Raw genomic sequence first — 20207 nt, forward strand, 5'->3', positions numbered from 1 at the left:
AAATTGTTGAGCGCTGATGTAGGAAAAGTCGAAAAAGCGTTTCAGCTTCAACAAAACCTGCCGATAACAGCAGCACGAATCAGCGGGCTCCAAGAAGAACAACGCCCAGCGATTGAGATCAAGAGAGCGAAATCATTCTGGAGAGCGTGCATGAACAGCTGGTTTGCGAACATCAGCGTCAATTTGAAACTCGGACTGGGCTTCGCCCTGGTCCTGCTGTTGACCGGCCTGTTGGCCCTGACCGGCTGGACCAGCCTGGGCAGCCTGATCGACCGCAGCAACTGGATGAGCGATATCACCCAGCTCAACAGTGACCTGACCAACCTGCGCGTGGCACGCCTGCAATACATGCTGACCAACGGCGACGACTCCTCGGCGGCCAACGTCCAGGTCAAGCTCAATGCCTTCAGCGCCCAGCAGCAGAAGCTGCTCAACAGCTTCAAGAGCCCGGAGAACCTCAAGCTGTTGCGTGAGCAAGGCCAGACCATCAGTGAGTACCAGGTGTCGCTGGATAAGATGCGCAATGGCTACAAGGCCACCCTGGCTGCCCGCGACGCCATGGGCGTTGTGGCAGACAAGGCCCATGAACTGATCGAGGCGATCAGCAGCGACCTGCTGGCCCAGCCGGATGCCGACGAGCGCCGCCTGGAGCAGTACCTGCTGATCAGCAAGGCCAAGCAACAACTGATGCAGGTGCGCCTGGACGTGCGCAGCTATATCGCCGACAACAGCACGGCCACCGAACAGGCCGCCCTGCGCCAGCTCGACGCGGCCCTGGCGGAAATCGACAGCCTCAAGCGCCAGTTGCCCACTGAAGGCGCGCGCATCCAGCAGTTCGAAAGTGCCGTGCTGGCCTACCGCGACGCTGTGCACCAGTTCCGCGATGCCACCACAGAGATCGCTGTGGCCCGTCAGGAAATGACTGTGCAAGGCGCCGACATCGTCAAGTACAGCGACCAGCTGTATCAGATCCAGCTTGATCGCCGTGACAGCGAAAGCGCCCAAGCGCGCACCCTGCAGATCACCGCCACCTTGCTGGCCCTGCTGTTCGGCGTGCTGGCGGCAGTGCTCATCACCCGCCAGATCACCCGTCCGCTGCGCGAGACCCTGGAAGTCGTAGAAAAGATCGCCAGCGGCGACCTGACCCACAACCTGCGCGTCACCCGCCGCGACGAGTTGGGCGTACTGCAACAAGGCATTGCCCGTATGGGCACCACCCTGCGCGATCTGATCTCCGGCATCCGCGACGGCGTCACCCAGATCGCCAGCGCCGCCGAAGAACTGTCGGCCGTCACCGAGCAGACCAGCGCCGGCGTCAACAGCCAGAAGGTCGAGACCGACCAGGTCGCCACTGCCATGCACGAGATGGCCGCGACCGTCCAGGAAGTGGCACGCAACGCCGAGCACGCGTCCCAGGCAGCGACCGAGGCCGATGGCGAGGCCCGTTCCGGTGACCGCGTGGTGGGCGAAGCGATCAGCCAGATCGAACGCCTGGCCGAAGAAGTACACCGCTCCACCGAAGCCATGGACCTGCTGCAGCAGGAAAGCCAGAAGATCGGCAGCGTCATGGATGTGATCAAATCCGTGGCTGAGCAAACCAACCTGCTGGCACTCAACGCAGCCATCGAAGCGGCCCGTGCTGGCGAAGCCGGACGTGGTTTTGCCGTGGTCGCCGATGAAGTGCGCGGCCTGGCCCAGCGCACCCAGAAGTCCACCGAAGAAATCGAAGAGCTGGTGGCCAGTCTGCAGAGCGGCACCCAAGAGGTGGCCAACGTCATGCTCGGCAGCCGCAGCCTGACCGACAGCAGCGTGGAGCTGACCCGCAAGGCTGGCGCCTCGCTGGAAAGCATCACCCGCACCGTGTCGAACATCCAGTCGATGAACCAGCAGATCGCCGCTGCGGCCGAGCAGCAGAGCGCCGTGGCCGAGGAAATCAGCCGCAGCATCCTCAACGTCCGTGACGTGTCGGAACAGACCGCTGCCGCGAGCGACGAAACCGCCGCCTCCAGCGTCGAACTGGCCCGCCTGGGCAACCAGTTGCAGACCTTGGTCAGCCACTTCCGCGTCTGACCTCAGTAGCCTGGCAAGTCACCTCATCTGAGAGTGGCTTGCCATGTCAGTACCGGCCGAAACCCTGCAGCCGGCCCAGGACCTGTAGGAGCGGGCTTGCCCGCGAATCGAGAACGAAGTCCTCGCCTTACCCTAGTGCTCGACGCATCGCGGGCAAGCCCGCTCCTACAAGCTTCATGTTGAGCACAGCAATTGGGGCCCGCACTGGCATTACCCGCACCGGCCTTACTTGACGATCATCCCTACCCCACGCCCACGCGGATCGGACGCAGTCTCCAGCACCGTGCCATTGACCCGTATCGCCTGGATATCACCCATCTCCCAACCCTGGTCCTCCAGGGTGTAGCCCATCTTTTTCAGCTCCTCTGCCACCGGTCCGGTCAGCGGCGCGTAGGCATCGAAGTAGAGGGTGTCCTTGGGCAGCAGTTGATGGTGTACGCGCTGCGCGGCCACGGCCTTCTCCAGTGGCAAGTCATAGTCGTAGAGGTTGTTCATCACTTGGAAGATCGAGGTGAAGATCCGCGAGCCGCCCGGAGTACCGAGTACCAGAGTGACCTGGCCGTCACGGGTGACCAGGCTCGGGCTCATGGACGAGAGCATGCGCTTGCCCGGTTCGATGGCGTTGGCGTCACCGCCGACCACGCCAAAGGCATTGGCCACGCCCGGCTTGGCGCTGAAGTCATCCATCTCGTCGTTGAGCAGAAAGCCTGCGCCCTTGACCACCACGCCGCTGCCGTAGTCCCAGTTCAAGGTGTAGGTGTTGCTCACCGCGTTGCCCTGCTTGTCGACGATGGAGAAGTGCGTGGTCTGGTGCGCTTCAAGGCCCGGCCGCACCTTGTCGGTTTCGGAGATGGCATCCGGATTGACCTGTTCGGCACGCATGGCCAGGTAGTCCTTGGCGATCAACTTGTCCACAGGTACCTCGGTGAAGGCCGGATCGCCCAGGTAGTCGGCGCGGTCGGCGAACACGCGCTTCTCGATCTCGGCGAGCAGGTGGATGTAGCGCGCTGAGTTGAGCTCGACCCCCTTGAAGTCCGCCGCCCGGTTCTCCTTGATCCCCAGCAATTGGGCCAGGGCGACACCACCGGAGCTGGGCACCGGCGCGGTATAGACCACGTTGCCGCGCCAGTCGATGGCCATCGGCTCGCGCCACACCGCCTTGTAGTCCTTGAGGTCGTCCTTGGTGATCAAGCCCTTGTCGGCCTGCATCTGCGCCACCAGCAGGTCGGCGGTGTGGCCCTGGTAGAACTCGCTGACACCCTTGTCGGCGATGCGCTCCAGGGTCTGCGCCAACTCGGGTTGCGTGAAGGTCTCGCCAACCTTCATGTTGCCGAAGTAGTCGTTGAAGTTGGTGCTGTCCTTGAACAGCTCCTGGACATCCTCACGGTACTGGTACTGCTTGGCGGCGATCTTGAAGCCGCTCTTCGCGTAGCCGATGGCCGGCGTCAGCAGCTCTGACCACGGCAACTTGCCGAACTTCTGATGCGCCTCCCACAGGCCCATCACCGTCCCCGGCACCCCGGCGGCGCGTGCGCCGACCAGGCTCATGTTCTCGATGATCTCGCCCTTCTCGTCCAGGTACATGTCGCGGGTCGCCGCCTTCGGCGCCACTTCCCGGTAATCGAGGAAGTAAGGCTTGCCATCCATGTACAGGGTCATGAAACCACCACCGCCGATATTGCCGGCCTCCGGGTAAGTCACCGCCAGAGTGAAGGCCGTGGCCACCGCGGCATCCACCGCGTTGCCGCCCTTCTTCAGAATGTCGGCGGCCACCTGTGCGCCATATTGATCGGGCGCGGCCACCGCGCCGCCCTCCAAGGTCACGGCAAAGGCGGTCGAACTGCTCAGAATGGCGGCCCCCAGGGCCAGGGAAGAGAAGATGACGATGCGCATGCGGACTTCCTTGGTGTTGTTTTTGTTGATCAGTCATTAAGGCTGATGCGTTACGACTAAGCAAACACCGTAGGAAATTTCCGCCGTCAACGGACAGCATCTGTCGCGAACGAGCAATTCAGCAGGCGTAGACCGCCAGCTTGTGCTGGATGAAATCGAGGAAACACTGGATACGCAAGGCCAGTTGGGTATTGCGGTAGTACACCGCGTGGATCGGCTGGCGATAGCCATTGTTGGCATCGCCCAGGACCACCTGCAGGCGGCCGGCGCGCACGTCTTCATGGGTCATGAAGTGCGACAGGCAGACGATACCCTCCCCGGCCAGGGCGAGGTGGCGCAGGGTTTCGCCGCTGGAAGCGATCAGGTCCGGGCGGATGCTCCAGCGGTCCCCTTCGGCATGGCGCAGCGGCCAGTGATTGAGGATCTCCGGCTGACTGAAGCCAAGCAGGCAATGGTCGTTCAGGTCCTCGACCCGCTGCGGCGTGCCATGGCGCTCCAGATAGTGCGGGCTGGCAAGAACCTGCAACGGACTGCATCCCAACGACCGGGCATGCAGGCTGGAGTCGGCCAGGTCGCCGATGCGGATCGCTACGTCGGTGCTCTGCTCTAGCAGGTCGATGATCAGATCATCGGTGTTCAGTTCCAGCTCGATGTCCGGGTACTGACGGCGGAACTCGCCGATCCACGGCACGATGGCGTGCAGCATGAACGGTGCCGCGGCGTTGATACGCAGGCGACCTGAAGGGGTCTGGCGGTGCAGGGACAAGCGCTCTTCGAGGTCATCCATCTGTTCGAGGATGGCCTTGGCCCGTTCGAGGAAGAAACGGCCTTCCTCGGTCAGGTCCATGCGCCGGGTGGTGCGGTTGATCAGCGTGGTGCCAAGCTTGGCCTCCAGACGCGACAAGGTGCGGCTGACCGCCGACGGCGTCTGGCCGACCTGCTCGGCAGCGGCGGAGATCGAGCCGCAATCGATCACCGAGACAAACACCTGCAATTCATCGGAACGGGTTTTCACGCGATGGCCCTGCCCATGGAGTTTGCCGTGATAGATAGCCGCTCACCGCCACCGACGCAAGCGCAGCTCACTCCGCCTTGCCGAAGACCTGGGCCAGGTGCGCCTCGTAGGCTGCGACGGTAGCCTCGACATTCGGACGCTTCATCACGTCCACCGCCAGGAAGGTCGGCAAGGCCGTCATACCGAGGAACTGATTGGCCTTGTGGAAGGGGAAGTAGACCGCATCCACGCCCTTGCCTTCGAAAAAGTCGCTCGGGTCGTCGAACGCCTGCTGCGGCGCGTTCCAAGTAGCCGAGATCATGTATTGCTTGCCGTGGATCAGGCCACCGCTGCCGTACTTCTGCGAAGCATCGGAGCGGGTGCGGCCGTCGTTGGCGTAGAGGCTGCCGTGGCCTGCGGTGAAGACCTCGTCGATGTACTGCTTGACGGTCCAGGGCGCGCCCATCCACCAGCCGGGCATCTGGTAGATCACCACGTCGGCCCAGAGGTATTTCTCGACCTCTTCCTGGATATCGTAGCCGCCGTCGATGAACGTCTGGCGCACATCGAAGCCGGCGCGGTCCAGGCAGGCCACCGCCGTATCGTGAAGGGTTTCGTTCAAGCGCCCCTCGGAATGGGCGAAGCGCTTGCCACCGTTGAGCAGAAGGATCTTTTTCATGCCGTGCCTCATCTGGTTTTCGATCCTGGGCACTTGTTGCGCCTGGCGACCGAGTCAATTTGGATGGCGGCAGATTAGGCATTCGTTCGCATGGGAAAAAGCGGTCCCCAGGCAAAATACATTTGATCTGAAGTCACAAATCACGCTGGAATTGTTGCCGTAGAATCTGCTCACCCCTTATCCACAGAGGCCATCCCATGAGCGAGCAGTACGCCTTCATCCTCAAAGCCAAGACCCGTCCGGAAAAAGCCGAAGCCTTCGAAGCCCTGTTCCGCGGCTATGTCGAACCCAGCCGCCAGGAGCCTGGCTGCATCGAATACCACATGCTGCGCGACAAGGAAGACCCGAGCCTGTTCGTGTTCTACGAGGTCTGGGCCAGCAAGGCCGACCTGGACGTGCATTCGGCGCTGCCGCACATGCAACAGTTCTTCGAGCAGCGCATGGATTACCTGGAGCGTGATTTCGACATCCAACTGATCGAGATGCTCAGTCCGTCCTCGGCTAACCGTTGAACAACAGGTGTGTGCCAAGCAGCGCCAGGCCGATGAAGAAGCAGCGCTTGAACAGCGCTGCGCTGATGCGCTGACGCAGCCACTGGCCACCGAACATGCCCAGCAAGGCCGGCGCCAGCATCAGCAATGACGCGCCGAGCGCCTCGCCGCCAAGGGCGTCCTGGCCGGCCAGGCCAAGGGCCAATGCTACCGTCGACACTGTGAACGAGAGCCCCAGGGCCTGGATCATCTCATCGCGGCTCAGGCCCAGGCTCTGCAGGTAGGGCACGGCCGGCATCACGAAGACACCGGTGGCGGCCGTCACCACGCCAGTGACCAGCCCGCACAGCGGCCCGAGCCACCATTCCCGTCCGGGCGCCACTCGCAAGCCAGGCCCGATCAAGCCGTACATGGCATAGACCAAAAGCGCCGCTCCCAGCCCATGCACCGCCCACGGGCCGCTGTCGATGCCCACCCAGGCGCTACCCAGCAAAGTGCCCACGAAGATCATCAGCAACATGCCGGCCAAGCGCCGCAACAGCGCCAGCAGATGCCCGCCAGCGGCGAGTTGCCAGAGGTTGGTCAGGGTCGATGGCACGATCAGCAGCGCAGCTGCCTGCGCGGGAGGCATAGCCAGGCCCAGCAGCCCCATGGCGATGGTCGGCAGGCCGAGACCGATCACACCCTTGACCCCGCCAGCCAGGAAGAATGTCAGGACCACCAGCAGCGATAGCGCCGGGCCAATGTTCTGGTAGAACGCGAGAAAGGTATCCATGGCGCCATCCTGCCGCCTCGGTCCGAGGATGAAAATCTGCCATATACTCAGCCAGACTCTTTCCAGGACAGAGGCTGATGCATTTCGACCTGATCGACCTCAAACTGTTCCAGCACACCCTTGAGTGCGGCAACATCACCGCCGGTGCCCGTCGCAGCCACTTGTCGCTGCCCGCGGCCAGCGCGCGCATCCGCGCCATGGAAGCGTCCCTTGGCATCCCCCTGCTCGAACGCAATCGACGCGGCGTACAACCTACCCCGGCTGGGCAAGCGCTACTGCAGCATGCCCGCCTGGTCAGCCAGCAGGTCGACCGCCTGCAGTACGACCTTGCCCAGTACGCCCAAGGCCAGCAGGGCCAGGTACGCCTGCTGTGCAATACCGCCGCGCTGACCGAGTACCTGCCGGAGCTGCTGGCCGCCTACCTGGCCGACCAACCTGGCGTCAGCATCGATGTGCAGGAGCTACCGAGCCTGCGCATCGTGCAGTCGATCACCCAGAGCATCGCCGACCTGGGCATCATCTCTACCGCCGCCCCCAGCGAGCACCTGCAGACCCGCCCCTTCCGCGACGATCCGCTGGTGCTGATCATGCCCACCGGCCACCCGCTGGCCGAACAGACATCGCTAAGCTTTGCCGAGACCCTGGGTTACGGTCATGTGGGGCTGGGCGCCAACAGCGCGCTGGCCCTGCACTTGGAAGAACAGGCCCTGCGTCAAGGCCTGCGAATGCAGGTACGGGTGCGGGCCGAGGGGTTCGATGGGGTGATTCGCATGGTGGCCGGCGGTGCCGGGGTGAGCGTGGTTCCCCTGGCTTCGGTGCGACGTTGGGAAGGAATCCTGCCACTGCACAAAGCAGCGTTGCTGGACGACTGGGCCAAGCGACAACTGCAGGTCTGCGCGCGGGACTTTTCCACGCTACCCGGGTATGCCGCGATACTGGTCGAGAGGTTATGCGCCACTTGATCAACGCAGGAGTCGGCGCAGGATCTGTAGCAAAACACCTGTGCTTTGCTTTCGATCACACCCAGCAAAGAGCACTCTTGCTCCCAGCGGAACGCTCCCCCCACAATCACCACCAGGCTTCATCCGTCAAGTGCACCAGGAAAGGGAGTTCATCCGTGCCATCCATCTACCAGCTCAAACCCCGCTTCCAGGCCCTGCTGCGCCCGTCGGTCAAGCGCCTTCACGAGCGTGGCGTCACCGCCAACCAGGTCACACTCAGCGCTGCCGTGGTTTCCGTGCTGCTCGGCCTGCTGCTGGCCTGGGCTGGAAACGTCACTTGGCTGTTCGTCCTGATCCCTGTCTGGATGCTGTTGCGCATGGCGCTCAATGCAGTGGACGGCATGCTCGCCCGTGAGTTCGGCCAGCAGTCGAAGCTCGGCGCGTACCTCAACGAGTTGTGCGACCTGATCGCCGACGCCGCCTTGTACCTGCCCTTCGCCCTGCTGCCGGGAGTGTCGCCGACGCTGGTGGTGCTAGTGGTGCTGGCCGCGGTGATCAGCGAATACGCAGGTGTCATGGGCCCGCTGACCGGTGCCTCGCGCCGCTATGACGGCCCCATGGGCAAGAGCGACCGGGCCTTCGCCTTTGGTGTGCTCGGTGCCGGAGTGGCCATTGGGCTGCTCGGCGCAGCGTGGATCAACGGCCTGTTGCTGGTCATCCTGCTGCTCTCGCTCTATACCCTCTACAACCGGGTGCGCCAAGGTTTGGCCGAAACCCGCTGAAGACCAGCGACAGATAAGGACCCGTTGCCATGCGCCAAGTGCACGCCTTGCGTTTCACCACCCATGACGATGTCGAGCTGCACTACCGGCACTGGCCCGTCGACCGCGATGACGACCAGCCACGCCGGGCAGTGGTGATGTTCCACCGTGGCCACGAACATGGCGGGCGCATGGCCCACCTGGCCGATGAGCTCGACCTGCCTGGCTACGACTTCTTCGCCTGGGACGCTCGCGGCCATGGCCTGTCGCCGGGCGAACGCGGCGACAGCCCGGGCTTTGCCACCAGCGTGCGCGATGTGCAGACCTTCATCGAGCACATCAGCGCCGAGCACGGTATCGATGAGCAGGACATGGTGGTGCTGGCACAGAGCGTCGGCGCCGTCCTGGTCGCTACCTGGGCCCACGACTATGCGCCTAAGGTTCGTTGCCTGGTGCTCGCATCGCCAGCCTTCAAGGTCAAGCTCTACGTGCCCTTCGCCCGCCCGGGGCTGAGGCTGCTGCGCGCCTGGCGCGGCAACTTCTTCGTCAACAGCTACGTCAAGCCACGCCTGCTGACTCACGATCCACTGCGCATCGCCTCCTACGTGAGCGACCCGCTGATCAGCCGGCCGATCTCGGTCACCATGCTGCTCGGCCTGTACGATGCCGCCGACCGCGTGGTGGCCGACGCCCAGGCGATCCAGGTGCCGACTCAACTGCTGATTTCCGGCGCCGACTTCGTGGTCGAACGCAAACCGCAGGAGCAGTTCTTCGACCGCCTGGGCAGCACCTGCAAGGAAAAGCACATCCTCCCAGGCTTCTTCCACGACACCCTGGGCGAACGTGACCGCCGCCATGCCTTGGCGCGGATCAAGCGCTTCGTCGAGCACTGCTTCGACCAGGTACCGCAGCGCCCGTCACTGCTCGACGCCGACCGCATCGGCCCCAGTTGTGCGGAAGCCGAGGCCCTCGCCGCGCCGCTGCCCCGGTACTCCCCCGCCGACCTCTACTGGCGCGCCACCCGGGCCAGCCTGCGCCTGGGCCAGGGCTTCTCCGAAGGGATCAAGCTGGGGTTCGAGACCGGCTTCGACTCCGGCAGCACGCTCGACTATATCTACCGCAACCAACCGACCGGCAAAGGCAAGGTCGGCCACCTGATCGACCAGAACTACCTCAACGCCATCGGCTGGCGCGGCATCCGCCAGCGCAAACTGCATGTAGAGGAACTGCTGCGCCTGGCCATCCAGCGTCTGCGGGAACGGGGTAAGCCAGTCGATATCGTCGACATCGCCGCCGGCCATGGCCGCTACATCCTCGAAGCCCTGCAAGGGCTGGAGCAGCACCCGGACTCCATCCTCCTGCGCGACTACAGCGAACTCAACGTGCAGCAAGGCGGTGCGCTGATCGCCGAGAAGGGTCTGGCAGATATCGCCCGCTTCGTCCAGGGCGATGCTTTCGACCGCCAGAGCCTGGCCACGCTCGATCCCCGCCCTACCCTCGCAGTGGTCTCGGGGCTCTATGAACTCTTCGCCAGCAACCAGATGGTCGGCGACTCCCTGGCCGGCCTGGCCGATGCCGTGGAAGACGGTGGTTACCTGATCTACACCGGCCAGCCCTGGCACCCGCAACTGGAGATGATCGCCCGCGCCCTGACCAGCCATCGTGGTGGCCAGGCCTGGGTCATGCGGCGGCGCAGCCAGGCGGAGATGGACCAGTTGGTCGAAGCGGCCGGCTTTCGCAAGGTCTGCCAGCGCATCGATGAATGGGGCATCTTCAGCGTCAGCCTGGCGCAGCGGGTGCACTGATGGGCCAACCGCGAGAACCCGGGCTGATCAGGCGCGGTGTGCTGTGGCTGCTGTTACTCGGCCCATTCTTCTTCCTCAGCTACGGCATGGCCAACCATTACACCGCCGGCCTCAACGAGGTCGGCAGCCTGGTGTTCGAGTGGGAAAGCCACATGCCGCTGTGGCCCTGGACCATCCTCCCGTACTGGTCGATCGACCTGCTCTACGGCCTGTCCTTCCTCCTGCCACGTAACCGCCGGGAGATGGACCGCCATGCCCTAGCGCTGCTCAGCGCCCAGCTCATCAGTGTCAGTTGCTTCCTGCTCTGGCCGTTGCGCTTCACGTTCGAACGCCCCGAACTAGCGGGGATCTTCGGCTGGCTGTTCGATGTGCTGATGGGTTTCGACAAACCGTTCAACCAGGCGCCGTCGCTGCACATCGCGCTGCTGGTGATCATCTGGGCGATGTTTGCCCGCCACACACGTGGCCTGCTGCTGCGCGGCGTGATGCATGGCTGGATGGCGCTGATCGGCCTGTCGGTGCTGACCACCTGGCAGCACCACTTCATCGATCTGCCCACCGGGGCGTTGGTGGGGTTTCTCTGTCTCTGGCTGTGGCCCCGCGACGGCCATTCGCCGCTGCGCCACGCCCGCTTGGCGAGCGACCCCAAGCGTTGGCGCCTGGCCCTGTATTACAGCCTGGGCGCGCTGCTTTTCTGCCTGCCGGCGTTCTACCTGGGCAATGCCTGGCTATGGCTGCTGTGGCCTGCGGTTGCACTGCTAATGGTCGCGCTCGACTATGCGCTGTTCGGCGCCAACGGTTTCCAGAAAGGCGCCGATGGCCAGTTGTCGAACGCCGCCTACTGGCTGCTCGCCCCTTACCTGGGCGCTGCCTGGATCAACTCACGGCTGTGGACGCGTGGCCATCCCCAGGCCAACGAGATCTGTGATGGCGTGTTCCTTGGCCGGATCCCGGCACGAGGTGAAGCCAGCGCCTTCTCGGCCATCGTCGACCTGTGCGCGGAACTGCCCATGGTCGTGGCGCCGAAGCAGCACTACCGCAGCCTGCCAAGCCTGGACCTGGTGGCGCCCGACAGCGCGCTGTGCCAACAGGCCGCCGACGCCATCGAAGCCTTGCGCGTGGAAGGGCCGCTGCTGGTCTGTTGCGCCCTGGGCTATTCCCGCAGTGCCAGCGCCATCGCTGCCTGGCTGGTGCTCAGCGGCCGCTGCCAGGACATCACCCAGGCCGAAACACGTATTCGCCAAGCTCGGCCAGGTATCGTTCTGCATCCAGCACACCGGCGCATGCTGGAACAACTCGGAGCCTGCCGATGAGCACCGCCATCCAACTGCAACTGGTCGCCAACCTGCTCAAGCGTGGACGCCAGTTGGAACGCCTGTCGGACGGCATCAGCCTGCTGGCCCTGGCCTATGGCCTGGCTCCATTGGCCGGAGCCTCCCCGCACCTGCTGGCCTCGGTGCTCTGCGCCCTGCTGCTGGCCGTCGGGCTAGCGCAGAAGTACTGGGCCGTACGCGTCGCCCTGGATGCTGGGCTGTTCGCCGCGCTGGCCAGCGATGGCGGGCCATTGCCTGCCCGGACCCAGGCCCTGGACCAAACGCTGTCCGTGCTCGGCCTCAAGCCAAGCGGGGCCGACAATCGAGATTGGCCCACCCGCAGCCGGGCAGCACTGCGCCTGCTGCGCAACCAGGCGCTCGGACTGGGGCTGCAGGTGCTGCTGGCATTGGCCGCCCTGCTGACCCTGCCCTGGCTCCCGCTCGCTGGATAAGGACCCTGCCATGTTCGCCGCCTTGACCGCTTTCCTCATCACCTCGGGCGCCCGCCTGATCACCGGTGCCCGCGCCCTGTGGCTCGGCTGCACACCGCAGCCGGTGCAACGCCTGTACTATGCCAACCACAGCAGCCATGGCGATTTCGTCCTGCTCTGGGCCTCGCTGCCAGAACCCTTGCGCCAGCGCACTCGGCCGGTGGCCGGAGCCGACTATTGGCAGAAACCGGGCATCCGCGACTTTCTGATCCGACGGGTGTTCAATGGCGTGCTGATCGACCGGCAACGCACCGATGCCCACGACAATCCCCTGCAGCCGATCCTCGATGCCCTAGGCCAGGGCGACTCGCTGATCTTCTTCCCGGAAGGCACCCGCAACCTCAGTGATGATCCTCTGCTGCCCTTCAAGAGCGGCCTGTTCCACCTGGCCAACGCCTACCCCGACATCGAACTGGTTCCGGTGTGGATCGCCAACCTCAACCGGGTCATGCCCAAGGGCCGTGCTCTACCGCTGCCCTTGCTGTGCACCCTGAGTTTCGGCGAGCCCCTGCGTCTGCAGACGGACGAAAGCAAGCAGGCCTTTCTCGATCGGGCCAGCCAAGCCCTGTTGAACCTGGCACCGAAGGACATCTGAAAATGGATAATCAAACCCTGTCGTTGTTCGCGGGCATCGGTGCCCTGTTGCTGCTCGCCAGCCTCATCGGTCGCCTGCTGAAATGGCGCGCCGGCCCCGGTCCCCATGCGGTGATCGACAACCTCAACGCACGCATCAATGCCTGGTGGGTCATGGTCCTGGTGATCGGCCTGGCCTTCGTGTTCGGCAAGTACGGCGTGATCCTGCTGTTCTACTGCGTATCCTTCTACGCCCTGCGCGAGTTCATGACCCTGACGCCGACCCGGCGCAGCGACTATCCGGCGCTGGTGGCGGCGTTCTATGTCGCCCTACCGGTGCAGTACCTGCTGATCGCCATGGACTGGTACGGCCTATTCAGCATCTTCATCCCCGTCTACCTGTTCCTGCTGCTGCCGATCCTGGCCAGCTTCGGTGGCGACACCACGCGCTTCCTCGAACGCGCCTCGAAAGTGCAGTGGGGCTTGATGATCGCAGTGTACTGCCTGTCCTCGGTGCCGGCATTGATGACCCTGGACATCCCCGGCTACGAGGGCCGTAACCTGCTGCTGATCGCCTGGCTGATCCTGGTGGTACAGATCTCCGACGTGCTGCAGTACGTGTGCGGCAAGCTGTTCGGCAAACACAAAGTGGCCCCTAACCTATCCCCCTCGAAGACCATCGAAGGCCTGGCTGGCGGCGTGGCCCTGGCCACCTTGGTCGGCGCCCTGCTGTGCTGGATCACCCCATTCAACTTCTGGCAGGCCGCACTGATGGCCCTGACCGTCAACGCCATGGGCTTCTTCGGCGGGCTGGTGATGTCGGCGATCAAGCGCGATCGTGGGGTGAAGGACTGGGGCCATATGATCGAAGGCCACGGCGGCATGCTCGACCGCATGGATTCGGTGTGCTTCGCGGCGCCGGTGTTCTTTCACTTCGTGCGGTATTGGTGGGCGTGACCGCGGATAGCGCGCCCAGGCAGATGAGCGTCGAGCCCAGGCAACTCCACACTGGATACAGGCCCTATGGTGACAAGTCATTTAACCAACTGCCTGGAGCCCAGCATGTCCGATTTCATTACTGTCCTGCGCGAAACCTGCCCGACTCCGGTACTGGATGCGACCAAGTGGAAGCGCATCGGCGGCGATCCGCATACCGTCAACCTGAACGCCTACCTCTCCGCCGATGGCAGCAAGATCATGGGCACCTGGATCTGCACCCCGGGCAAATTCGAGGTGAACTACGAGAAGTGGGAGTACTGCCATTTCCTCGATGGCTACTGCATCGTCACCCCGGAAGGCGAAGAGCCGAAGCATTTGAAGGCCGGCGATGTGTTCGTCATCGAACCGGGAATGAAGGGAACCTGGGAAGTGGTGGAGACAGTGCGCAAGTACTTCGTCTTTGCCTGATGGTTTAACCCCGTCCCTGTGAGCTTTCCATTAGCAGGGTATATACCGTCGAGGACGGACGAAAAACATCGCGGATCAGGCCCCTTCCCCAAGGTGCGCAGTTACATGGGGAAGAGGCCCGGCCCGCGATAAAAACCCACCTCGCTCGTTACTCGGTTTTGCGGTAACTCTCCACGATGGCCGAGAAATCCTTGCCGCCCTCGCCACGCAAGCTCATGGCCTGGTACAGCTGCTGCGCGACGGCGCCGAGGATCACCGGTTGGTGAGCCTGGCGCGCCGCTTCGGTGGCCAGCCCCAGGTCCTTGAGCATCAGTTCGGCGCCGAAACCACCGGTGTAACCACGTGACGCCGGGGCAGTCTCGATGATGCCTGGCCAAGGGTTGTAGGTGTCGGAACTCCAGCAGCGACCAGTGGAGCTGTTGATGATGCCGGCCAGCACCTGGGTATCGATGCCCAAGGCATTGCCCAAAGCCATAGCCTCGGACACACCGATCATCGAGATGCCCAGCAGCAGGTTGTTGCAGATCTTGGCGATCTGCCCGGTGCCGACTTCACCGCAGTGCACGATGTTGCGGCCCATCTGCTCCAGCACCGGCTTGAGGGTGGCGAACAATTCGGCCGTGGCGCCGACCATGAAGGTCAGGGTGCCGGCAGCCGCGCCACCGGTACCGCCGGACACTGGCGCATCGCCCATGTCCACGCCTTGCGCTGCCGCGGCCTTGGACACCTCACGGGCGGTCTGCGGGTCGATGGTGCTGCAATCCACTACTGGCGTTCCGGCGCGCACGCCAGCCAGCACGCCATCTTCGTTCAGGTAGACACTGCGCACATGAGCCGCAGCCGGAAGCATGGTGATCACCAGCTCGCTGTTGGCCGCCGCGTCTTTGGGCGAAGCGCTGATTTGCCCGCCCAGTTCGGCAAGCTCGGCCAGCACCGTTTTGTTCAGGTCGAACAGGTTCAGTTGGTGCCCGGCCTTGATCAGGTTGCGGGCCATGGGCGCGCCCATGTTGCCCAGCCCGATGAATGCGATACGCATGGTCGTCTCCTTAGCGCAGGCTGATGGTGGTGTTCACACCGTCGTTGACGCTGTCGTCATCGAACCAGCGGGCAGTGACGGTCTTGGTCTGAGTGTAGAACTGCACCACCTGCTTGCCGTACGGGCCCAGGTCACCGAGCTTGGAGCCACGCGAACCGGTGAAGCTGAAGAACGGCACCGGCACCGGGATCGGGATGTTGATACCGACCTGGCCAACGTCGATCTCGTTCTGGAACTTGCGCGCCGCCGCGCCGCTCTGGGTGAACAGACCAGTGCCGTTGCCGAACGGATTGCGGTTGACCAGGGCGATGGCCTCGTCGAGGGTGTCGACCTCCAGCACCACCAACACTGGGCCGAAGATTTCCTGGGTATAGATCTGCATGTCGGTAGTCACCCCGGAGAATAGGGTCGGGCCGACGAAGTTGCCTTGCTCGTAGCCTGGCACCGTGATGCCGCGGCCATCGAGTTCGAGCTTGGCGCCCTCCTTGATACCGCTTTCGATCAGGCCCAGCACCCGCTCCTTGGCGCGCTTGGAAACCAGCGGGCCAACGTCGGTGCCCGGCTCACTGCCAGCGTTCACCTTGAGTTTGCCAGCCAGCGCCTTGAGTTCTGGCAGCCACTCGCGGGCCTTGCCCACCAGCACGGCGACCGAGGTGGCCATGCAGCGCTGGCCGGCAGCGCCGAAGCCTGCGCCGACCAGGGCATTGAGCGTCTGCTCGCGGTTGGCATCAGGCAGCACCACGGCGTGGTTCTTGGCGCCCATCATCGACTGCACGCGCTTGCCATGCTGACTGGCAAGGTTGTAGACGTGGGTGCCGACCTCGGTGGAGCCGACGAACGAAATCGCCTTGATGTCCTGGTGCGTGCACAAGGCATCGACCACCTGCTTGCCACCATGCACCACGTTGAGCACACCGGCTGGCACGCCGGCTTCCAGCGCCAGCTCGACCAGCATCATGGTCGACAGCGGGTCCTGCTCGGACGGCTTGAGCACGAAGGTGTTGCCGCAGACGATGGCCATGGGGAACATCCACAGCGGGATCATCGCCGGGAAGTTGAAGGGAGTGATGCCGGCGCACACACCGATGGGCTGGCGCAGGGTGTAGGTGTCCACGCCACCAGCGACGTTCTCGGCGAACTCGCCCATCTGCAGGGTGCCGATGGAGGCAGCATGCTCGACCACTTCCAGGCCGCGGAAGATATCGCCTTCAGCGTCGGCCAGGGTCTTGCCCTGCTCGGCGCTGAGGGTCTGGGCGATGCGCTTGGTGTGCTCGCGGATCAGCGCCTGCAGCTTGAGCATGATGCGCATGCGGGCACCGATCGGGGTGTCGCGCCAGGTCTTGAAGGCACGTTGGGCGGCCGTCACGGCAGCATCGACTTCCTCGACAGTGGCGAACGGAACCCGCGCCAGCACCTGCTGGGTGGCCGGATTGACGATGTCGCGCCACTCGGTGGTCTTGGACTCGACCCACTGGCCGTCGATCAGCAGCTTGACCTGCTCGACCTTGGCTTGGTCGGGGGTATGGGGTGCGTTCATGTGCGCTCTCCTGGAATTATTGTTGGGACGAGATCGCCAGCGCCGGGGTAAACGCGAGGGCGCTTGGGTCTGGGGCTTTTTTCGAGTATAGATGTGCAAACATCCAATAAGAACGCACATAAAAGCCGGATCATCATGCAAAAAAACCTCACCTCCCTGGGTTCATTGAACTGGGACGATCTGAAGTTCTTCCTGGAAGTGGCGCGTACCCGCAAGGCCAGCAGCGCGGCCAAGCGCCTGAGCGTCGACTACACCACGGTATCGCGGCGCATCGGCTCACTGGAGGTGGCCCTGGGCACCTTGCTGTTCGAGAAGTCCCGGACCAACGGCTTCATCCTGACCGCCGAGGGCCAGCGCCTGCTGGGCTATGCCGAGTCGATCGAGAGCACCTTGCACATGGCCTGCGAGCAGGTGTCTGGCTCTGGTGTAGCGCTCTCCGGGCATGTGCGCATGGGCTGCACCGAAGGCTTCGGCAGCTTCTTCGTTACCCCGCAACTGAGCCGCTTCGTCGATGCCTACCCGGCCATCACCGTGGACATCCTGCCGCTGCCGCACTTCATCAGCCTGTCCAAGCGCGAGGCAGACATCGTCATCGCTCTGGAGCGCCCGGAACATGGGCCTTATGTATGCTGCAAGCTATGCGACTACCGCCTGCGCCTGTATGCCACGCAAGATTACCTGGACAACCACGAACCGATCCGCCAAAGCAGCGACCTGGTCCGCCATCCATTCATCAGCTACGTCGACGACCTGGCCTTCAGCTCCGAGTTGCTGTACCTGGCCAACCTGATCCCCAATGCCAACGCGCACCTGCGCAGCACCAGCGTCATCGCTCAGTACACCGCCGCCCTGCAAGGCCGAGGGCTGGCCATCCTGCCCTGCTTCCTCGCCGCCCAGGACCCGCGCCTGGTCGCCATCCTGCCAGAGCAGGTCGAGGTCACCCGGCAGTTCTGGATGTACTGCCGGGAGGACCTGCGCAAGCTCAAGCGGATTACATTGCTCTGGGACTACATCCGCGATGTCACCGAGCACAACGCGCCACTGTTGATGGGGGAGTCGCGGGAGATGCGCTTTGCTGATTAGTTGGAGGCCACCACGATCGATACACGACGGTTCTCGGTGCGGCCGGCGCGGGTCCTGTTGTCCGCCACCGGCTGGCTGCTGCCCAGGCCGCGGGTCTCGATGTTCTGTGGCTGCATGCCGATATTGACCAGCGCCCTGGCGACGCTCTGGGCACGACGCTCGGACAACTGCTGGTTGTAGGCGGGCTTGCCAGAGGCATCGGCGTGGCCGTCGATGCGTACACGCTGGATATCTACGGACAGCAGCGCCCTGCCGATACGCTCGACGATATCGCGGCTCTGGCTGTTGAGGCTGTCCAGGTCGCTGCCAAACAACACCTTGCCGGACAGGTCGAACGCCCAACCTTCATCGGTGAGGCTGAAGCCTTCCTGCTTGAGCACGGCGATCTGTTCGGCGCTCAACCCCGCTGGCGGGACGCTCTGGCAGCCGCCTAGAACAAGCAGCGCCAGCAGCAAGGCCAGCAGGGGAAAACGCAAACGCGGGAAAAGGTGGATCACGGTTCAGCTCCTGTTTTTAACATCAGTGGTGGAGCGTTCCGTCTCCGCCACTTGCCATTGGCCGCGCCGGATGCGCTTGGCCTGGTACATCGCCGTATCGGCGGCATTGAGCAGACTGGCCGGGTCATGGCCATCGTCCGGGTAATAGGCGATACCGACACTCAGGGAGGTGGCGATGCTATGGCCATCCTCCAGGAGAATTGGCAGTTTCATGCTGTCGACGATCTTCTCGGCGATGTCTTCGGCGTCCTCGCGCGAATGCAGCGGCGTGAGCAGTACCGCGAACTCGTCGCCCCCCAGGCGTGCCACCAGGTCATGCTCGCGCAGTTGGGCGCGGACCCGGCTGGCGACACTGATCAGCACTTCGTCGCCCACGGCATGCCCGAGACTGTCGTTGATCTGCTTGAAATGGTCGCTGTCGAGAAACAGCAAGGCCAGGTGTTCATCGTGCTTGGCGGCATTGCGCAGGGTACGGCTCAGGCGACCTTCGAAATAGGCACGGTTGGGCAGGCCGGTCAGGCTGTCGTGGCTGGCCTGGTGCGCCAGGGTCTCGTTCTCGCTGCGCAAGTGGCTCTGCCAGGCTTCCAACTCATCGAGCAAGGCATTGAAGTCGTTGCCCAATTCGTTGAGCTCAGCGATCTGCGTCGCGGGTACACGCCGGTCGAAACTGCGCTCTCTGCGCGCCGCGTGGGCGACGGTGGCGAGGTTGCGCAAAGGCCGAATAATGTTGCCGAACAAGCGCCGCGACAGATAGATCGCACTGACCGCACTGAGCGCTGTGCAGAGCAGGATGCCGGCCAAGCCACTGAGTAAAAAGCGCATCAGGCTACCGCCCTGCCCAACCAGCTCGATATGCCCGATCCTTTGCCGCTGGTGCACTACCGGCAGGTTGATCGGCTCATCCAACAGGGCACTCGCCACCTGGGCTTGCAGATGCGCCAACACGCCCTGCTCCTTGCGCTGCCAGTGCGCCAGCAGCTCACCGTCGATATCGAAGACCTTGGCCTCAGCCACTTCCTCGGTCGAGGCGATCAGTGCCAATGCCTCGTTGGCCGCAGCGCTGTCGTTGAACACCACGGCAGCCTCGACCGTGTAGTTGATCGAGCGGGCGATGAGGTGCAGGTTGTGGTTGGCGTAGACGCGCAGCGCCAGGACACCTAGCAAGGTCAGGAGAACCCCTGCCAGCCCCACGGCGAGCAAGGCGACGCTGAGGTGGCCACGCCCCAACACGGAACGCAAGGTAGGACGGACAGTGCGTTTGCTTGAACGCCTCATGGCTGTGCCGCCCTCCGCCGGGACAGCTGCAGCACACTGGGGTGGATGCGCACGCCACTGCGCGCCACCGAGTCAAGATTGACCTCGAAGGCCACCTGACGATCACTGACCCGCAGACAGAACAGGCTGCCGACGGTGCAAGGATCGTCGGCCTCGCTGATGCTCAGGATGGGATAGCCATTGACCGCCGTGAACAGGTCCTCGCGCTCACCTTCATCGAGTTTGCCGATGTAGATCGCATCGCACTCCGTAGTCGTGCGCCGGTCGCCGGCCAGCAAGCGCCGTACCGTCATGGGTTGGCCGGTGGCCTGGACCTTGCCTTTGATCAAGTCGTCGGCGTACTCGGTCGGGCCGATCAGGCAGAGGCGCAAAGGGGCGGGCTCCGTCGGCCAGCGTGCATAACTGAGAATGCCCAGGACCACCTGGGTCACCGCCTTAGCCCGCTGCTCCGCCTGAAACGCGTTGGGCGTCTCGGCCTGGGCCGGGGCGGCAAGGAACAGTAGGCAGGTGGCCAACAGTACAAGGACCCCGCCTGTCACTCGACCCCATGACGAGACAGCCACTCTCATGTAGGAAATCTCTCGAA

The 20207-nt window shown here is 63.7% G+C and carries 20 protein-coding genes and 1 pseudogene; 12 read left to right on the top strand and 9 right to left on the bottom strand.

Annotated features, from left to right (window positions below):
- Nucleotides 1-285: 285 nt before the first annotated feature.
- Nucleotides 286-1167 (top strand): annotated as a pseudogene (locus ACYU03_RS22625) (methyl-accepting chemotaxis protein); the annotation flags it as partial.
- 198 nt (nucleotides 1168-1365) lie between these two features.
- Complete coding sequence (locus tag ACYU03_RS22630) at nucleotides 1366-2070, top strand: methyl-accepting chemotaxis protein (protein ID WP_461891530.1); 705 nt, start codon at nucleotides 1366-1368, stop codon at nucleotides 2068-2070.
- 225 nt (nucleotides 2071-2295) lie between these two features.
- Here the strand turns inward: ACYU03_RS22630 and ggt are convergent, their stop codons facing one another.
- The 3 genes from ggt to ACYU03_RS22645 form a co-directional block, all read right to left on the bottom strand.
- Complete coding sequence (ggt, locus tag ACYU03_RS22635; RefSeq protein ID WP_461886842.1) at nucleotides 2296-3963, bottom strand: gamma-glutamyltransferase; 1668 nt, start codon at nucleotides 3961-3963, stop codon at nucleotides 2296-2298.
- A gap of 118 nt (nucleotides 3964-4081) precedes the next feature.
- Nucleotides 4082-4978 carry a LysR substrate-binding domain-containing protein gene (locus ACYU03_RS22640; protein ID WP_461886843.1) on the bottom strand — a complete coding sequence of 299 codons (897 nt, stop codon included), beginning with the start codon at nucleotides 4976-4978 and terminating at the stop codon, nucleotides 4082-4084.
- Between the two features lie 67 nt (nucleotides 4979-5045).
- Nucleotides 5046-5636, bottom strand: a complete 591-nt coding sequence (locus tag ACYU03_RS22645) for an NAD(P)H-dependent oxidoreductase (RefSeq protein ID WP_461886844.1) — start codon at nucleotides 5634-5636, stop codon at nucleotides 5046-5048.
- Nucleotides 5637-5833: 197 nt separating this feature from the next.
- Here ACYU03_RS22645 and ACYU03_RS22650 point away from each other — a divergent pair, with 197 nt between their 5' ends.
- Complete coding sequence (locus ACYU03_RS22650) at nucleotides 5834-6148, top strand: putative quinol monooxygenase (protein WP_461886845.1); 315 nt, start codon at nucleotides 5834-5836, stop codon at nucleotides 6146-6148.
- Here ACYU03_RS22650 and ACYU03_RS22655 read toward each other — a convergent pair.
- Nucleotides 6138-6902 carry a sulfite exporter TauE/SafE family protein gene (locus ACYU03_RS22655; RefSeq protein ID WP_461886846.1) on the bottom strand — a complete coding sequence of 255 codons (765 nt, stop codon included), beginning with the start codon at nucleotides 6900-6902 and terminating at the stop codon, nucleotides 6138-6140. The genes ACYU03_RS22650 and ACYU03_RS22655 overlap by 11 nt on opposite strands.
- 77 nt (nucleotides 6903-6979) lie before the next feature.
- Between ACYU03_RS22655 and ACYU03_RS22660 the strand changes: the two genes are divergently transcribed.
- The 8 genes from ACYU03_RS22660 to ACYU03_RS22695 all read left to right on the top strand — a co-directional run bounded on the left by ACYU03_RS22660 (nucleotide 6980) and on the right by ACYU03_RS22695 (nucleotide 14193).
- Nucleotides 6980-7864, top strand: coding sequence for a LysR family transcriptional regulator (locus ACYU03_RS22660; RefSeq protein WP_461886847.1), 885 nt, complete (start codon nucleotides 6980-6982; stop codon nucleotides 7862-7864).
- Between the two features lie 155 nt (nucleotides 7865-8019).
- Entirely contained in the window at nucleotides 8020-8625 is a 606-nt protein-coding gene (locus tag ACYU03_RS22665; RefSeq protein ID WP_461886848.1) for a CDP-alcohol phosphatidyltransferase family protein, read from the top strand.
- A 29-nt stretch (nucleotides 8626-8654) separates the two neighbouring features.
- On the top strand, nucleotides 8655-10409 hold the full coding sequence (locus ACYU03_RS22670; RefSeq protein ID WP_461886849.1) for a bifunctional alpha/beta hydrolase/class I SAM-dependent methyltransferase: 1755 nt from the start codon (nucleotides 8655-8657) through the stop codon (nucleotides 10407-10409).
- Nucleotides 10409-11722 carry a phosphatase PAP2/dual specificity phosphatase family protein gene (locus tag ACYU03_RS22675; RefSeq protein ID WP_461886850.1) on the top strand — a complete coding sequence of 438 codons (1314 nt, stop codon included), beginning with the start codon at nucleotides 10409-10411 and terminating at the stop codon, nucleotides 11720-11722. Before ACYU03_RS22670 ends, ACYU03_RS22675 begins: the two co-directional genes overlap by 1 nt.
- 8 nt (nucleotides 11723-11730) lie before the next feature.
- Nucleotides 11731-12174, top strand: a complete 444-nt coding sequence (locus tag ACYU03_RS22680) for a hypothetical protein (protein WP_461891531.1) — start codon at nucleotides 11731-11733, stop codon at nucleotides 12172-12174.
- 10 nt (nucleotides 12175-12184) lie between these two features.
- Nucleotides 12185-12808 (top strand): lysophospholipid acyltransferase family protein, encoded by a 624-nt coding sequence (locus ACYU03_RS22685; protein WP_461886851.1) that lies wholly within the window; start codon nucleotides 12185-12187, stop codon nucleotides 12806-12808.
- Nucleotides 12809-12810: 2 nt separating this feature from the next.
- Entirely contained in the window at nucleotides 12811-13743 is a 933-nt protein-coding gene (locus tag ACYU03_RS22690; protein ID WP_461886852.1) for a phosphatidate cytidylyltransferase, read from the top strand.
- A 105-nt stretch (nucleotides 13744-13848) separates the two neighbouring features.
- Nucleotides 13849-14193, top strand: a complete 345-nt coding sequence (locus ACYU03_RS22695; protein ID WP_461886853.1) for a cupin domain-containing protein — start codon at nucleotides 13849-13851, stop codon at nucleotides 14191-14193.
- Between the two features lie 148 nt (nucleotides 14194-14341).
- Here the strand turns inward: ACYU03_RS22695 and mmsB are convergent, their stop codons facing one another.
- Together mmsB and ACYU03_RS22705 are read right to left on the bottom strand one after the other, a co-directional pair.
- Nucleotides 14342-15229, bottom strand: coding sequence for a 3-hydroxyisobutyrate dehydrogenase (gene mmsB / locus ACYU03_RS22700; protein ID WP_461886854.1), 888 nt, complete (start codon nucleotides 15227-15229; stop codon nucleotides 14342-14344).
- A 10-nt stretch (nucleotides 15230-15239) separates the two neighbouring features.
- Nucleotides 15240-16766 carry a CoA-acylating methylmalonate-semialdehyde dehydrogenase gene (locus tag ACYU03_RS22705; protein ID WP_461886855.1) on the bottom strand — a complete coding sequence of 509 codons (1527 nt, stop codon included), beginning with the start codon at nucleotides 16764-16766 and terminating at the stop codon, nucleotides 15240-15242.
- Nucleotides 16767-16901: 135 nt separating this feature from the next.
- On the opposite strand from ACYU03_RS22705, the gene ACYU03_RS22710 reads away from it, so the two are divergent.
- Nucleotides 16902-17849: a LysR family transcriptional regulator gene (locus tag ACYU03_RS22710; RefSeq protein WP_461886856.1), complete on the top strand. Its 948-nt coding sequence runs from the start codon at nucleotides 16902-16904 to the stop codon at nucleotides 17847-17849.
- Here the strand turns inward: ACYU03_RS22710 and ACYU03_RS22715 are convergent.
- The 3 genes from ACYU03_RS22715 to ACYU03_RS22725 are packed head-to-tail and all read right to left on the bottom strand — an operon-like array spanning nucleotide 17846 to nucleotide 20190.
- Nucleotides 17846-18346: an OmpA family protein gene (locus ACYU03_RS22715; RefSeq protein WP_461886857.1), complete on the bottom strand. Its 501-nt coding sequence runs from the start codon at nucleotides 18344-18346 to the stop codon at nucleotides 17846-17848. The two genes, ACYU03_RS22710 and ACYU03_RS22715, sit on opposite strands and share 4 nt — an antisense overlap.
- A gap of 3 nt (nucleotides 18347-18349) precedes the next feature.
- Nucleotides 18350-19621: a diguanylate cyclase domain-containing protein gene (locus tag ACYU03_RS22720; protein ID WP_461886858.1), complete on the bottom strand. Its 1272-nt coding sequence runs from the start codon at nucleotides 19619-19621 to the stop codon at nucleotides 18350-18352.
- Nucleotides 19618-20190 carry a YfiR family protein gene (locus tag ACYU03_RS22725; RefSeq protein ID WP_461886859.1) on the bottom strand — a complete coding sequence of 191 codons (573 nt, stop codon included), beginning with the start codon at nucleotides 20188-20190 and terminating at the stop codon, nucleotides 19618-19620. The genes ACYU03_RS22720 and ACYU03_RS22725 overlap by 4 nt, the downstream gene beginning before the upstream one ends.
- Between the last annotated feature and the right edge of the window lie 17 nt (nucleotides 20191-20207).

Source organism: Pseudomonas sp. X10 (assembly GCF_054889225.1).